15 protein-coding genes are annotated in these 14,303 nt (G+C 72.4%); 7 read left to right on the top strand and 8 right to left on the bottom strand.

What is annotated here, in order from left to right; genetic code table 11:
• The first annotated feature begins 36 nt into the window (after positions 1 to 36).
• The 5 genes from tsaE (at position 37) to G8E01_RS10730 (ending at position 3,234) form a co-directional block, all read left to right on the top strand.
• Positions 37 to 513: a tRNA (adenosine(37)-N6)-threonylcarbamoyltransferase complex ATPase subunit type 1 TsaE gene (tsaE, locus tag G8E01_RS10750; protein ID WP_166319507.1), complete on the top strand. Its 477-nt coding sequence runs from the start codon at positions 37 to 39 to the stop codon at positions 511 to 513.
• Positions 514 to 630: 117 nt separating this feature from the next.
• Complete coding sequence (gene tsaB, locus G8E01_RS10745; protein ID WP_166319505.1) at positions 631 to 1,305, top strand: tRNA (adenosine(37)-N6)-threonylcarbamoyltransferase complex dimerization subunit type 1 TsaB; 675 nt, start codon at positions 631 to 633, stop codon at positions 1,303 to 1,305.
• Positions 1,302 to 1,793: a ribosomal protein S18-alanine N-acetyltransferase gene (gene rimI, locus G8E01_RS10740; RefSeq protein WP_166319503.1), complete on the top strand. Its 492-nt coding sequence runs from the start codon at positions 1,302 to 1,304 to the stop codon at positions 1,791 to 1,793. Before tsaB ends, rimI begins: the two co-directional genes overlap by 4 nt.
• The gene (gene tsaD, locus G8E01_RS10735) at positions 1,790 to 2,869 is read left to right on the top strand and encodes a tRNA (adenosine(37)-N6)-threonylcarbamoyltransferase complex transferase subunit TsaD (protein ID WP_166319501.1); all 1,080 of its coding nucleotides are present in this window, start codon (positions 1,790 to 1,792) and stop codon (positions 2,867 to 2,869) included. The genes rimI and tsaD overlap by 4 nt, the downstream gene beginning before the upstream one ends.
• Positions 2,866 to 3,234: a hypothetical protein gene (locus G8E01_RS10730; protein WP_166319499.1), complete on the top strand. Its 369-nt coding sequence runs from the start codon at positions 2,866 to 2,868 to the stop codon at positions 3,232 to 3,234. The genes tsaD and G8E01_RS10730 overlap by 4 nt, the downstream gene beginning before the upstream one ends.
• A 52-nt stretch (positions 3,235 to 3,286) precedes the next feature.
• Here G8E01_RS10730 and G8E01_RS10725 read toward each other — a convergent pair whose 3' ends face one another.
• The 4 genes from G8E01_RS10725 to groES all read right to left on the bottom strand — a co-directional run bounded on the left by G8E01_RS10725 (position 3,287) and on the right by groES (position 7,139).
• Positions 3,287 to 4,555, bottom strand: a complete 1,269-nt coding sequence (locus G8E01_RS10725; protein WP_166319497.1) for an ABC transporter substrate-binding protein — start codon at positions 4,553 to 4,555, stop codon at positions 3,287 to 3,289.
• 104 nt (positions 4,556 to 4,659) lie between these two features.
• The gene (rarD, locus tag G8E01_RS10720) at positions 4,660 to 5,613 is read right to left on the bottom strand and encodes an EamA family transporter RarD (protein WP_166319495.1); all 954 of its coding nucleotides are present in this window, start codon (positions 5,611 to 5,613) and stop codon (positions 4,660 to 4,662) included.
• Between the two features lie 40 nt (positions 5,614 to 5,653).
• Positions 5,654 to 6,739 (bottom strand): mechanosensitive ion channel family protein, encoded by a 1,086-nt coding sequence (locus G8E01_RS10715; protein ID WP_166319493.1) that lies wholly within the window; start codon positions 6,737 to 6,739, stop codon positions 5,654 to 5,656.
• Between the two features lie 103 nt (positions 6,740 to 6,842).
• Entirely contained in the window at positions 6,843 to 7,139 is a 297-nt protein-coding gene (gene groES, locus G8E01_RS10710) for a co-chaperone GroES (protein WP_166319491.1), read from the bottom strand.
• Between the two features lie 136 nt (positions 7,140 to 7,275).
• Here groES and G8E01_RS10705 point away from each other — a divergent pair, with 136 nt between their 5' ends.
• Positions 7,276 to 8,475: a class I SAM-dependent methyltransferase gene (locus tag G8E01_RS10705; protein WP_166319489.1), complete on the top strand. Its 1,200-nt coding sequence runs from the start codon at positions 7,276 to 7,278 to the stop codon at positions 8,473 to 8,475.
• Positions 8,476 to 8,493: 18 nt separating this feature from the next.
• Here G8E01_RS10705 and G8E01_RS10700 read toward each other — a convergent pair whose 3' ends face one another.
• The 4 genes from G8E01_RS10700 to G8E01_RS10685 are packed head-to-tail and all read right to left on the bottom strand — an operon-like array spanning position 8,494 to position 12,534.
• Complete coding sequence (locus tag G8E01_RS10700) at positions 8,494 to 9,249, bottom strand: ABC transporter ATP-binding protein (protein WP_166319487.1); 756 nt, start codon at positions 9,247 to 9,249, stop codon at positions 8,494 to 8,496.
• Complete coding sequence (locus G8E01_RS10695) at positions 9,246 to 10,217, bottom strand: ABC transporter ATP-binding protein (RefSeq protein WP_166319485.1); 972 nt, start codon at positions 10,215 to 10,217, stop codon at positions 9,246 to 9,248. The genes G8E01_RS10700 and G8E01_RS10695 overlap by 4 nt, the downstream gene beginning before the upstream one ends.
• Positions 10,207 to 11,187, bottom strand: a complete 981-nt coding sequence (locus G8E01_RS10690) for a branched-chain amino acid ABC transporter permease (RefSeq protein WP_166319483.1) — start codon at positions 11,185 to 11,187, stop codon at positions 10,207 to 10,209. Before G8E01_RS10690 ends, G8E01_RS10695 begins: the two co-directional genes overlap by 11 nt.
• Before the next feature lie 12 nt (positions 11,188 to 11,199).
• Positions 11,200 to 12,534 carry a branched-chain amino acid ABC transporter permease gene (locus tag G8E01_RS10685; protein ID WP_166319481.1) on the bottom strand — a complete coding sequence of 445 codons (1,335 nt, stop codon included), beginning with the start codon at positions 12,532 to 12,534 and terminating at the stop codon, positions 11,200 to 11,202.
• A gap of 248 nt (positions 12,535 to 12,782) precedes the next feature.
• Between G8E01_RS10685 and guaB the strand changes: the two genes are divergently transcribed.
• A complete protein-coding gene (gene guaB, locus G8E01_RS10680) occupies positions 12,783 to 14,285 on the top strand; it encodes an IMP dehydrogenase (protein WP_166319479.1) in 1,503 nt (500 codons plus the stop codon).
• Positions 14,286 to 14,303 lie beyond the last annotated feature (18 nt).

Genomic DNA, 14,303 nt, shown 5'->3' with positions numbered 1-14,303 from the left:
GAGTGTGGCGCCGACGCGCCGGGGGAGAATGGACCCATGGTGCCGGACGAGATGCTGGGCGAGTACGCGATCGCGACCGCGGAGGAGATGGAGGAGCTCGGCCGCCGGATCGGGCGCGGGCTCCGCGCGGGCGACGTACTCGTGCTGACCGGACCGCTGGGTGCGGGCAAGACGACTCTGACGCGCGGCATCGCCGACGGCCTCGGGGTCCGGGGCCCGGTGCAGAGCCCGACGTTCGTCATCGCCCGCACGCACCCCTCCGTCACGGGCGGCCCGCCCCTCGTGCACGCCGACGCCTACCGGCTCGGCGACGCCTCGGAGCTCGAGGATCTCGGCCTCGACCTCGAGGGCTCCGTCACGATCCTCGAGTGGGGGCGCGGATCCGTGCAGCACATCGCCGACGCGTGGTGGGACATCGAGATCGCCCGCCCCGTCGGCGACGCGGTGGACGACCCCGAGAACCTCGACCTCGACGCGCCCCGAACCGCCGTGATCACCCGCCATACGGCCTGAGGCACGGGTACGCCCCCGCGTCGCCGGAGAAACGGATCCCCGTCCCGCGTGGCCTGAGGCACGGGTCCACCCCGCGTCGCCAGAGGCTTCCTAGGCAAGGCTCGATACGCTGGGAGCGTGATCCTCGCCATCGACACCTCCCTCGGATCCGGCGTTGCCGTCGTGACGACGGACGGCGACGTGCGCGGCGTCGCCGAGCGCGCCGAGACGCGCGGCCACGCGGAGGTTATCGGCGACCTCATCCTCGAGGCGCTCGCCGCGTCGGGCGCCGCACCGGCCGACATTACCCACGTCGCCGCGGGCATGGGTCCGGGGCCCTTCACGGGCCTCCGGATCGGCATCGCCGCCGCGCGCGCGTTCGCCGCGGGCCGGGGCATCGACGTCGTCCCCGTCGTCAGCCACGACGCCGTCGCGCTCGAGGCCCTCGAGGCGGCGGAGGCCCCCGATCTCGTCGTCGTCACGGACGCCCGCCGCCGCGAGCACGCCGTGTCCACGTATCGCGGCCTCGACGCCGACGGCATTCCCGCCCGCGTCTCCGGCCCCACGCTCGCGCCCGCGGCGCCATCCGTTCCCGCGCCCGCCGCCGTCGACACTGCGCCCGTTACCTCCCATCCCGCGCTCGACGCCGCGCGGCCCGCCCCCGCGCTCACGACCCGTATCCCCGCGGGAGCCGTGGGCGTGCTCGCGGGGCGCCAGCTGCGGGTGGGGCGGATCCCCGAGCTCGCCGAACCGCTGTACCTGCGCGCGCCCGACGCGAAGGTCCCGGGCGCCGTGAAGCGGGTGAGCACGTGATCCGCACCGCGACCACTCATGACCTCGACGCGATCATGGCGCTCGAGCGGGCGAGCTTCCCGACCGACGCCTGGAGCGCCGACGCCATGGGCTCAGAGCTCGCCTCGCCTCACGGCCGCTACCTCGTGGCCGAGGAGGGCGGGGCCGTCGTCGGCTACGCGGGCCTGCGCCACCTCGCCGGCGGCCGCGACGCCGACGTGCAGACGATCGCCGTCGCCGAGCCCGCGCGCGGGCGCGGGCTCGGCCGCCTCCTCCTCGCCGAGCTTCTCGCCGAGGCCGGCCGGCGCCGCGCGCGCGAGGTGTTCCTCGAGGTCCGCGCCGACAACCCGGGCGCCTGGGCGCTCTACGCCTCTGAGGGGTTCGTCGAGATCGGCCGCCGCCCGCGCTACTACCAGCCCGACGACGTCGACGCCGTCGTCATGCGCCTCGACCTCGCCGCGTGGCGGGCGGACGGGGCGCGGCCGACCGAGGCGGGAGCCGCGACATGAACCGCACGGATCCGCTCGTCCTCGGCATCGAGACGAGCTGCGACGAGACCGGCATCGGCATCGTCCGCGGGCGCGAGCTGCTCGCGAACACGATCGCCTCCAGCATGGACGAGCACGCGCGCTACGGCGGCGTCGTCCCCGAGGTCGCCGCCCGCGCCCACCTCGAGGCGCTCGGGCCCGCGATTGCGCAGGCCGTCGCCGAGGCGGGCGTGCGCCTGGAGGACCTCGACGCCGTCGCCGTGACGAGCGGGCCCGGGCTCGCGGGGGCCCTCATGGTCGGCGTCGGCGCGGCCAAGGCCCTCGCGGTCTCGCTCGGGGTGCCGCTCTACGCCGTCAACCACCTCGTCGGCCACATCGCCGCCGACGTCGTGACCCCCGACTCTGAGCCCCTCGAGTACCCCACGATCGCGCTCCTCGTCTCCGGCGGGCACACCTCGCTGCTGCACGTGCGCGACCTCACGACCGACGTCGAGCTCCTCGGCGAGACGATCGACGACGCGGCCGGCGAGGCCTTCGACAAGGTGGCGCGAATCCTCGGGCTGCCCTATCCCGGCGGACCGCAGATCGACCGCGCGGCCGAGGGCGGCGACCCGCGCGCGATCCGCTTCCCGCGGGGGCTGTCCCGCGCGAGCGACATGGCGGCGCACCGCTTCGACTTCTCGTTCTCCGGCCTGAAGACCTCCGTCGCGCGGTGGGTGGAGCAGCACGAGGCGGCGGGCGAGCCGCTGCCCACAGCCGACGTCGCCGCGAGCTTCCGCGAGGCCGTCGTCGACGTGCTCGTCACGAAGGCCCTCGACGCGTGCGCCGAGCGCGGCGTCCCGCGGCTTCTCCTCGGGGGCGGCGTCGTCGCCAACCGGCGCCTGCGCGAGGTCGCGCTCCAACGGGCGGCGGAACGCGGCGTGACCGTGCGGATCCCGCCCCTGTCGCTCTGCACCGATAATGGCGCCATGATCGCCGCGCTGGCGGCCCAGCTCATCGCGAGCGGGCGGGAGCCCTCCACCCTGGCCTTCGGGGCCGATTCGACGCTGCCCGTGACCGAGATCCAGGTGGCCGAGCGGGAGGGCGCCGGGCGGTGAGCGACGAGCGCGCGGATCCGGTGGGCGAGCCCGCCGCCGCGCCCGCGACGGGGCCCGCGCCCCTGCTCGCCTCCGAGACGTTCGGATGGGTCGAGCCCCACCACCCGACGCGCCGCGAGCTGCGCCCGCACACCTCGCGCCTCGGGCTGGCGTCCTTCGCGCTGTCGGCGCTCGGGCTCATGGTGTCGTGGTTCGGGCCGTGGGGCGCCGCGCTCGGCGCCGTCGGGCTCGTGCTCGGCGCGCTCGCGCTGCTCCTCCGGCGCGGCACCCGCACGCCGCCCGCGTGGGGTATCGCCCTCGGCCTCGTGTCGATCGCCTTCAGCGCCAGCTGGCTCCTCTGGATCCTGCCGCACCTGGCGGCGTGAACGCGAATGGCGGACGCGCCCCGAAGGACGCGCCCGCCGCCGTGCCCGGGGTTTAGCCCATGTACGCCGCGTAGGTGTTGTCGGGGCCGTACTCGTAGATGTTGATGATGCCCTCGGTCGGGTCGCCCACGTCGTCGAACGTGACGGGGCTGGAGATGCCGTCGTAGTCGGCCGTCCCGCCGCCGAGGATGATGTCCGCGCAGTCCGCGAACGTCGTGCAGGTCTCGCCCTCGCCCGAGCCGCCCGAGATCTCCTGCAGCTCGGCCGCGATGGCCGCCGGATCCGTCGACTGCGCCTGCAGCGCGCCGAGCGCGATGAGGTTGACCGCGTCGTACGACTCGGGGCCGTACGTGTAGTCGGTCAGCGCGTCGCGACCGTCCTCCTCCACGAAGGCGTTGAGGTCGTCGACCCACGCCTGCACCTGCTCGGGCGTCGGGCCCGGGTAGGTGCCCTTCGCGCCCTCGAGGGTGCCCTCGGGGAAGTCGGCGGAGTAGTCGGCGAGGTTGCCGTCGACGAAGTACATCTGGTCGGCCGAGACGCCCTCGTCGACGAGGTTCGGGACGATGGTCTTGGCCTGGTCGAAGGTGAGCACGACGATCGCGTCCGGATCCTCCGCGAGCACCTCGGAGACCTGCGACGTGAACGTCGTGTCGCCCGGGTTGAAGGTGGGCGCCGCGACGACCTCGCCGCCGGCGGCCTCGAAGGCCTCCGTGATGTAGTTCGCGAGGCCCGTGCCGTACGCGTCGTTGAGGACGATCATGCCGAGGGTCTGGTGCCCCTCCTCGGCGATGAAGTTTCCGAGCACCTCGCCCTGCAGCACGTCGCTCGGCGCGGTGCGGAAGTAGAGCCCGTCGTCCTCGTACGTCGTGAACGCGTCGGAGGTGTTGGCGGGGGAGAACTGGATGACCCCCGCGCCGACGACCTCGTCGATGAACTGCAGCGAGACGCCCGAGGACGCGGCGCCGACGATGGCCGACACGTCCTCGCCCAAGAGGCGCGGGATCTCCGTCTCGAACGCGCGGTTCGACAGGTCGCCCGAGTCGCCCCACACGATCTCGAGGTCGAGCCCCGTCTCCTCCGTGTACTCGTTGATGAGGCTCTGCGCGTACGCGACGCCGGCCTCCTCGGGCGGGCCGAGGAACGCGAGGTCGCCCGTCTGGGGGAGGGCCGTGCCGATCGTCAGGGCGAGGTCGCCGCCCTCCATCGGCGCGGCGGCGGTGTCGTCCTCCTCCGAGGCGGTCTCGCTGGAGCATCCGGCGAGGGTGAGTGCGGCCACGCCCGCGAGGGCGACCGAACTGACGAGCAAGCGGGATCGAGCCATGGTGGTGCCGTCCTTTCGTCGTGTCGCGCGCGCCGTGTGCTGTGATGCGCGCGCGGTTGCGGCGAAACTACTGACCCCGTGTCACCGGCGTGTTTCCGGGAGGGTCACGGCATGTAGCGGTTTGCGGCGCGCGCCGCGCGGGCGCGCCGCCCGTGGAGCACCAGGTCGGCCGCGAGCAGCGCGCACGCCACCCAGATGAGCGCGAACCCCGCCCAGCGCTCGGGCGGCATGTGCTCGCCGAGGATCCACGCCCCCACGAGGAACTGCAGGATCGGCGCCGCGAACTGCAGCAGCCCGATCGTCGTCAGCGAGACCCGGCGGGCCGCCGAGGCGAACAGCAGGAGCGGCACGGCCGTGACGGCGCCGGCGAGGAGGAGGAGCGCGGTGTGCCCGGCGCCGTGCTGGCCGAGCGTGATCCCCGTCGTCGCGCCGACGATGACGAGCTGGACGCCCGCGATGGGCGCGAGCCACGCCGTCTCGAGGGTCAGCCCGCTCACGGCGTCCACGTGCGCCCCGAGGTACTGCTTCTTCACGAGCCCGTAGAGCGCGAAGGACGCCGACAGGACGAGGGAGATCCAGGGAACGGATCCATAGAACACGCAGATCACGAGCACCGCGAGGCCCGCGACCCCGAGGGCGGCCCACTGCAGGCGCCGCAGCCGCTCGCCGAGGACGAGGACGGCGAGGAGGACGGTCGCGAGCGGGTTGATGAAGTACCCCAGGCTCGCCTCGAGCACGCGGTCGGTCGTGGCGGCGATGAGGAACACCTGCCAGTTGATGTAGATCAAGAGGCCCGCGGCCCCGCCCCAGAGCGCCAGGCGCCGCGAGCGCACGACCGCGACGAGCCGCCCCCACCCGCGCGTGACGGTGAGGAGCGCGGCGCACAGCACGAGCGAGAACAGCACGCGCCACGAGAGGATCTCCCACGCCCCCGTGGGGGCCAGCAGCACGAAGTAGAGCGGGAGGACGCCCCACAGCAGGTAGGCGCCGAAGCCGTACGCGACGCCGGCCGCGGATCCGCTCGGGACGGCGGGGGCGGGCGCGGAGCGTGTGGTCACCGCTTCAGCCTAGGCGCGCCCGCGCCCGCACCCCGGCGGATCAGGCGCCGGGGCCGACCTCGTAGCGCGTGCGCGAGAGGTCCTGCGGCCGCTGCGTCGCGAGGAAGGCCACGAGCTCCTCGCGCACCTTGCAGCGCAGGTTCCAGATCGCGTCGCCGTCGGCGGCGGTCATGGTCGCCCGCAGCTGCGCGATGCCGCCCGTGGCGTCGGACACGATGAGCCCCCAGCTGCGGCGGTCCCAGTCGGGGGAGGAGTCGAGGATCCGCTCCAGCTCGGCGCGGACGGCGGGGACGTCGACCGTGTAGTCGGCCTCGACGAACACCGTGCCCGTCACGGCCGTCTGGCTGCGGGTCCAGTTCGTGTACGGCGTCGTCGTGAAGTACGTCGAGGGCAGTACGTGGCGCCGGTCGTCCCAGATCTGGACGACGACGTAGGTGAGGGTGATCTCCTCGACCGTGCCGAACTCGTCGTCGACCTCGACCGTGTCGCCCACCTTCAGGGCGTTGGAGAACGCGAGCTGCATGCCCGCGATGAGGTTGCCGAGGGTCGACTGGGCCGCGAGACCGGCGACGATCGAGGCGACACCGGCGGAGGCGAGCAGCGACGCCCCGAAGGCGCTGGCGCCCGGGATCGTCAGGAGCATCGCCGCGACCGTGAGCACCGCGACAATCGCCATCGCCAGGCGGCGCAGCATACGGATCTGCGTGCGACGGCGGCGCAGGACGAACGGATCCGCGCTCGTGGCCTCCTGGCGGAGCATCGCCCCGTCGATGAGGAAGACGACCACCTGCGACAGAATCCAGCCCACCACGCCGATGACGGCGAGGTTCAGGACGAAGCGCGCGGTCGTCTCGATGCCGTCGTAGCCGTCCGGGATGAACGCGGGGATCGTCGCGCGCCACGCGATGACCGTCACCACGGCGAACACGGCCTTCGGGAAGCGCGCCGCCAGCTCGCGGAAGACGGTGTGGCGCCGGCCGAGGCGCGTCATGATGAACCGGAACAGCCAGGCGAGCGCGAAGCCGAGGAGGACGGCGGACACCCCGGCGATGAGGACTGCGGCCCACGCCGTCCAGAAGTTGGTCGTCACCGCCTCGGCGATGTCGTCGGTAATCGTGTCATCCATGCCGTCCAGCGTAGGGACGGCCGCCGAGGATTCGCGAACCCGCGGCCGGAAACGACGAAACCCCGGATGCCACGCATCCGGGGTTCCGAGGAGATCGTCAGCCTCAGCGCTCGACGACCGCGAGAACGTCGCGGGCCGAGAGCACGAGGAACTCGTCCGCGCCGAACTTGACCTCGGTTCCGCCGTACTTGCTGTACAGAACGACGTCGCCGACGGCCACGTCGAGCGGCACGCGGTTGCCGTTGTCGTCGATGCGACCCGGTCCGACCGCCACGACCTTGCCCTCCTGGGGCTTCTCCTTGGCGGTGTCGGGAATGACGAGACCGCTTGCGGTGGTCTGCTCGGCGTCGACCTGCTTGATGACGATGCGGTCCTCGAGCGGCTTGATGGAAACCGACACGGTGTACCTCTGCTTTCCTGTCCTGACAGAAGACGTAAGGTTCGCACTCTCACCCCGAGAGTGCTAATCGTCAGTCTAGGCGGCTCGCTGGCACTCATGCAACGTGAGTGCCAGCGCGCCCGCCTACCCTGGGGGGATGGACTCCGCCGAGCTCGACGCCCTCCTGACGCCCGCCGCGCTCCGCCTGCTCGACGAGCTCGACGCCGGCGCCGCGGAGGCCGACGTCGCGGGCACCGTCTCGCGCCTGCGGCGCGCGGGCCACGCGCCCGAACTCGTCTCGGCCGTCGTCGGCCAGGCGCGGCTGCGGCGCCGCGCGGAGGCGAAGTTCGGCGAGTTCTCCCGGAGGATGCTCTTCACGCGCGCGGGCCTCGAGCAGGCGACGCGCATGTCCGTCTCGGCGCACCACGCGGGGCGGTTCCGGAAGGCGGGCCTGTCCCGCGTCGCGGACCTCGGGTGCGGCATCGGCGGCGACGCGCTCGCGCTGTCCTCCCTCGGCATCGCGGTCACGGCCGTCGAGGCCGACGAGGTCACCGCCGCGCTCGCCGCGTACAACCTCGCGCCTTTCCGCGACGGCGGCACGCGCGTCGTGCACGGGCGGGCCGAGGAGCAGGACCTCGCGGGCCTCGACGGGCTGTGGCTCGACCCCGCGCGCCGCACCGCCGGCCACGCCGAGACCCGCCGCGTGCGCTCCGAGGACTACTCGCCGCCGCTCGACTGGGCGTACGAGGCGGCCGGCCGCCTTCCCACCGGCATCAAGCTCGGCCCCGCCCACGACCGCGACGCGCTTCCCGCCGCCGGCGAGGCGCAGTGGATCAGCGTGGACGGATCCACCCTCGAGCTCGTGTGCTGGTCCGGCGCGCTCGCGCGGCCCGGCGTCGGCCGCGCGGCGCTCGTGATACGCGGCGGCGCCGCGCACGAGCTCACGGCCCCGGCCGATACCCCGGACGAGCCCGCGCGCGGCCTCGGTGCGTTCGTGCACGAGCCTGACGGCGCGGTCATCCGCGCGCGCCTCGTCGGCGACGTCGCGCGCGCGCTCGGCGCGGGCCCGGTCGACGAGCGGATTGCCTACCTCACGGGCGACGCCGAGGTCACGAGCCCCTTCGTGCAGAGCTTCCGCGTGCGCGAGGAACTGCCCGCGGATCCGAAGGCCCTGTCCCGCGCGCTCCGCGAGCGCGGCATCGGGCGGCTCGAGATCAAAAAGCGCGGCGTCGACGTGGACCCGGCCGCCCTCCGCCAGAAGCTGAAGCTGCGCGGCCCGGAGGAGGCGACGCTGATCCTCGCGCGCGTCGGGGACGCGCGGGTCGCGATCCTCGCCGACCGCGTCCCGCGCGCCTGAGGCTGAGGGCGCGTCACCCTAGCCGCGCGGCGCGTTCTGCTCCGCGCCGAGCGTGCCGAGGTACAGCTCCGTGACCTTGGGGTCGTGGAGCAGGTCGCGCCCCGACCCCGTGTAGGCGTCGTGGCCCTGGTCGAGCACGTACCCGCGGTCGCAGATCTGCAGGCAGCGCCTCGCGTTCTGCTCGACCATGATGCACGTCACGCCCGCCTTGTTGATCTCGCTGACGCGGAGGAAGGCCTCGTCTTGGCGGACGGGGGACAGGCCCGCCGAGGGCTCGTCGAGGAGCAGGACCTTCGGATCCATCATGAGCGCGCGCCCCATCGCCACCATTTGGCGCTCGCCGCCGGAGAGCCCGCCCGCGCGCTGCTTCAGGCGCCCCGCGAGGTCGGGGAAGATCTCCGTGACGACGCCCACGCGCTCGGAGAACAGCTTCGGGTTCTGGAAGACGCCCATCTGCAGGTTCTCCTCGATCGTCAGCGAGGGGAAGACGTTGTTCGTCTGCGGGATGAAGCCCACGCCGCGCGCCACGAGCTTGTTCGCGCGCAGGTTCGTGATGTCCTCGCCCGCGAGCGTGACGGATCCGCTGCGCACCTGCACCTGGCCGAAGATGGCCTTCAGGAGGGTGGACTTGCCCGCGCCGTTCGGCCCGATGATGCCGATCAGCTCGCCCTGATAGGCGCGCAGGCTGCAGTCCGTGAGGATGTTCACGCCCGGCAGGTAGCCCGCCGTGACGGTGTCGACGTCGACGACGATCTCGCGCTCGTTCTCGGTCATCGCGGGTCCTCCTCGTCGGCCTCGGCCTGCGCCTCGGCGATGATCCTGTCGGCGTCGGCCTGGGCGGTGGGGGAGACGACGGGGATCCGCCCCGTCACGACGCCGAGGTCCACGTCCTGGTGCGCGCCGAGGTAGGCGTCCACCACCGCCGGATCCGCCATGACGGTGTCGGGCGGACCCTCCGCGACGATGCGCCCCTCGGCCATGACGACGACCCAGTCGGCGATGTGCTGGACCATGTGCATGTCGTGCTCGACGAACAACACGGTCATGCCCTCGCGCTTGAGGCCCACGATGTGGTCGAGGAGGCTCTCCGTCAGCGCCGGGTTCACGCCGGCCATGGGCTCGTCGAGCATGACGAGGGTCGGATCCGTCATGAGCGCCCGCGCCATCTCCAGGAGCTTGCGCTGGCCGCCGGAGAGCGATGCGGCGAAGTCGTCCTTCTTCTCCGCGAGCCGGAAGCGCTCCAGCAGCTCGAGCGCGCGGGCCTCGATCTCCCGATCCTGCTTCCGCCACAGGGCCGGCACGAGGCTCGACCAGAAGCCCTCGCCGCGCTGGCCGGTCTGGCCGAGCTTCATGTTGTCCATGACCGTCAGCAGGCCGAGCGCCTTCGTGAGCTGGAAGGTGCGCACGAGCCCGCGCCGGGCGACGCGGTGCGCGGCCACCCCCGCGAGCGAGCGGCCCTCGAAGGACCAGGAGCCCGAGTTCGGCTGGTCGAACCCCGTGAGCAGGTTGAACAGCGTCGTCTTGCCGGCCCCGTTCGGGCCGATGAGCGCCGTGATGGCGCCGCGCGGGATCTCCAGGTGGGCGACGTCGACGGCCGTCATGCCGCCGAAGTGCCGCGTAACACCGTCGGCGACGATGATCGGGTCGGTCTTCGCGACGCCGGGCGCGGCGGGGCCCGCGGCGAGGCCCGTCGTCTTCACGGGCGCGGCGCGGCGGGACGGGGGCGAGGTCTCAGCGGGCAAAGGTCAGCTCCTTCTTGTTGCCGAGGATCCCCTGCGGCATAAAGACCACGAGGAGGATGAGGGCCACGCCGACGAGGATGTCTCGCAGCGTCGCGGCCTGGATCGAGCTCATGAACGGCAGGAGCCCGGCGTCGACCATCTCCGGCAGCAGCACGCCGAGCAGGGTGCGCACGAACCAGAACAGCACGGCGCCCAGCAGCGGGCCGAAGACCGTCGCCGCGCCGCCGAGGAGGAGCGCGGTCCACACGAAGAACGTCGTCGACGTCATGTACGTGTTGGGGTTGACCGCCGAGGGCAGCACCCAGACGATCCCGCCGAGGGCGGCGATGATGCCGCCGACGACGAGGGCCTGCATCTTGTACGCGAACACGTTCTTGCCGAGCGAGCGCACGGCGTCCTCGTCCTCGCGGATCCCCTTGAGGACCCGTCCCCACGGGCTGCGGGTGAGGAGGAGGACGAACACGGTCGCGACGGCGACGGCGATGAGCCCGAGGATCCGCGTCCACCAGCCCGTCTCGTTGTAGGTGAACGGTCCGAACCCGTACGTGCCGGGCGGGATGGGGTTCGCCGAGCGCAGCGAGCCGTGGTATCCGCTCAGGCCGTCGGCGGATCCGGTCACGGCGTCGAAGGCGGTCGTGAGGAAGAACAGGCGCACGACCTCGGCGGCCGCGATCGTCGCGATCGCGAGGTAGTCGCCCCGGAGCCGGAGCGTGGGGATCCCGAGGATCAGCGCGAACACCGCGGCCGCCGCGAGCCCCACGAGGATGCCCGCCCACCACGGCCAGCCGAACGTGAGCACGGAGATCGCGTACCCGTATGCGCCGAGGGCCATGAACCCGGCGACGCCCATGTTCAACAGGCCCGTGAAGCCGAAGTGCAGCGCGAGGCCGAGCGCCGCGAGCGCGTAGGCCATCGTCGCGGTCGAGAGCAGCGACCTGAGCGACTGCTCGATGATGAGGTTCCAGTCCATGTCGGTGCGCTCCTAGCCGATCCGCTCTCGGCGGCCGAGGATGCCCTGCGGCCGGACGAGGAGAACGAGGATGAGGACGATGAGGGCGCCGACGTATCGCAGGTCGGCGGGGATCCAGAGGCTCGAGATCTCGGTGAGCACGCCGACGATGAGCGCGCCCACGAGCGCGCCGTACGCCGTGCCGAGCCCGCCGAGCGTCACGGCGGCGAACACGAGCAGGAGGATGTGCATGCCCATGTCGAAGCGGATCCCGGGGCGGTAGTACGCGTAGAGGATGCCGGCGAGGCCCGCCATGGCGCCCGCGACGATCCAGACGACGCGCACGACGAAGTCGACGTCGATGCCGGTCGCGGCCGCGAGCTGCGGGTTGTCGCTGATAGCCCGCGTGGCCTTGCCGAGCCGGCTGTAGGTCAGCCACACGGCGAAGACGACGAGCACGACGAGCGCCAGGGCCATCGAGATCATCTCCATGGGGCTGATGGCGACCGCCCCGAACAGCGGGATCGTGGCGGTCGGGGCGAGCTCGGGCAGCTGGAGGGTGCCGCCGCCGATGAAGAACTGGAAGGTGAAGCGCATCGCGAGCGACAGGCCGATCGAGACGATCATCAGCTGCACGACGCCGGTGCCGCGCCGCCGGAGCGGGCGCCACAGGCCCGCGTCGAGCGCGAGCCCCATGCCCGCCGAGAGGACCACGGTGGTGGGCAGCGCGATCCAGAGCGGCCACGCGAGCGTCGCCGGGGACGCGAGGGCGTACGCGACGACGGCGCCGAACGTGACCATCTCGGCGTGCGCGAAGTTCGACAGCCGCGTCGTGCCGTACACGAGCGAGATGCCGACGGCCGCGAGCGCGAGCATCAGGCCGAAGTTCAGGCCCTGGAAGATGCGCTGGACGAGCTGGTCGACGAAGGAGACCGTGTTGCGCTCGCCCTCGCCGATGAAGAAGTTGACTGCGAGGCGGCCGCCCTGGCCCATCTCGCCCTCGACGACGTTCGGGGTGTCGTCCTCGCCCGTCTCGTCGATCACGGCGATGCCCTCGGGGAGGGTCTCCTCGTCGAGGGTGACCGTGTAGGTCTCGCCGCGCTCGGGCACCCACACCCGCCACTGGCCCTCGGCATCGGTGGTCACCTGCTGCTCGCCGCCGGGGCCGTCGATCGCGAGATCGACCCCCTCGAGCGGCTCGCCGTCGAGCTGCACGTTGCCGGAGACGGTGTACGGATCGCCCTCGGCGGCGGAGGCCGGTGAGGCGATCCCTCCGATCGCGGCGACGGCGAGGAGAGCGGCGAGGAGCCACCCTGCGCGCGCCCGGCGCGGGGATCTCCCGCGTGACGGTGCCCAGCTGCGGGTCATGAAGCCTCCGTTCGGCGCCCGGCGCATCGTCGATTCGCCGGTATGGGAGGCGACGCTAGAAGCTGGATGTGAACCCGCTGTTTCCTGTGTGTATCCCTTGTGCGGTATTCCGGGTGCGGCCCGCGCGGATCCGGGTGGATCCGGCCCGGCCCCGCGCGCCCTAGAATCGTCTGGCGGGAGAAACGCGCACGCGCCGATCTTTCCGCGCCGCCGAGCACCCCCGAGCGCCACGCAGGAGACCATCAGACATGACGGACCACGACCCCTTCGGTTTCATCGGACTGACCTACGACGACGTGCTGCTCCTGCCCGGGCACACCGACGTCATCCCGAGCGAGGCCGACACGTCGTCGCAGCTCACGAAGCGGATCCGCGTCGAGCTGCCCCTGCTCTCGGCCGCCATGGACACCGTCACGGAGAGCCGGATGGCCATCGCGCTCGCGCGCCAGGGCGGCATCGGGATCCTCCACCGCAACATGTCGATCGCCGACCAGGCGGCCGCCGTGAACCGCGTCAAGCGCAGCGAGTCGGGCATGGTCACGGACCCGATCACGACCACGCCGGACGCGACGATCGCCGAGGTCGACGCCGTGTGCGCCGAGTACCGCATCTCGGGCCTCCCCGTCGTGGACGCCGCGGGCACGCTCGTCGGCATCATCACGAACCGCGACATGCGCTTCGTGCCGGAGGAGAAGAAGGCCGGGGTGCGCGTGTCCGAGGTCATGACGAAGGACGGCCTCGTCACGGGCTACCCGGGCATCGGCGGCGAGGAGGTGCTCGCGCTGTTCGCGAAGCACCGCGTCGAGAAGCTGCCGCTCGTGGACGGATCCGGCGCGCTCGTCGGCCTCATCACGATCAAGGACTTCGACAAGACCGAGCAGTACCCGCACTCGACGAAGGACGACCAGGGCCGCCTCCGCGTCGGCGCCGCGATCGGCTTCTTCGGCGACGCGTGGGAGCGCGCCGAGGCGCTGCGCGACGCGGGCGTCGACGTCATCATCGTCGACACCGCCAACGGGCAGTCCCAGGGCGTCATCGACATCGTCGGGCGCCTGAAGGCCGACGCATCCTTCGCGCACATCGACGTCGTCGGCGGCAACGTCGCCACGCGCGAGGGCGCCCAGGCGCTCATCGACGCGGGCGTGGACGCCGTCAAGGTCGGCGTGGGCCCGGGCTCGATCTGCACGACGCGCGTCGTCGCGGGCGTGGGCGTGCCCCAGGTCACGGCGATCTACGAGGCCTCGCTGGCCTGCCGCGCCGCGGGCGTCCCGCTCATCGCGGACGGCGGCCTGCAGTACTCGGGCGACATCGCCAAGGCGCTCGTCGCGGGCGCGGACACCGTCATGCTCGGATCCCTCCTCGCCGGCACCGACGAGTCGCCGGGCGAGCTCGTCTTCCAGAACGGCAAGCAGTTCAAGCAGTACCGCGGGATGGGATCCCTCGGCGCCATGCAGACGCGCGGCAAGCAGACGTCCTACTCGAAGGACCGCTACTTCCAGGCCGACGTCCCGAGCGACGACAAGCTCATCCCCGAGGGCATCGAGGGCCAGGTGCCCTACCGCGGTCCCGTCGCGGCGGTCGCGTACCAGCTCACGGGCGGCCTGCGCCAGTCGATGTTCTACGTCGGCGCGCGCACGGTCGACGAGCTCAAGAGCACGGGGCGCTTCGTGCGCATCACGCCCGCGGGGCTCAAGGAGTCCCACCCGCACGACGTGCAGATCGTCGTCGAGGCGCCGAACTACACGCGCTGAGGAGGCGGATCACGGTGA

This window comes from Microbacterium excoecariae, from assembly GCF_011326725.1.
GTDB lineage: Bacteria > Actinomycetota > Actinomycetes > Actinomycetales > Microbacteriaceae > Microbacterium > Microbacterium excoecariae.
Note: the sequence above shows the minus strand (reverse complement) of the source record. Positions and strands in the feature narration are given on the sequence as shown.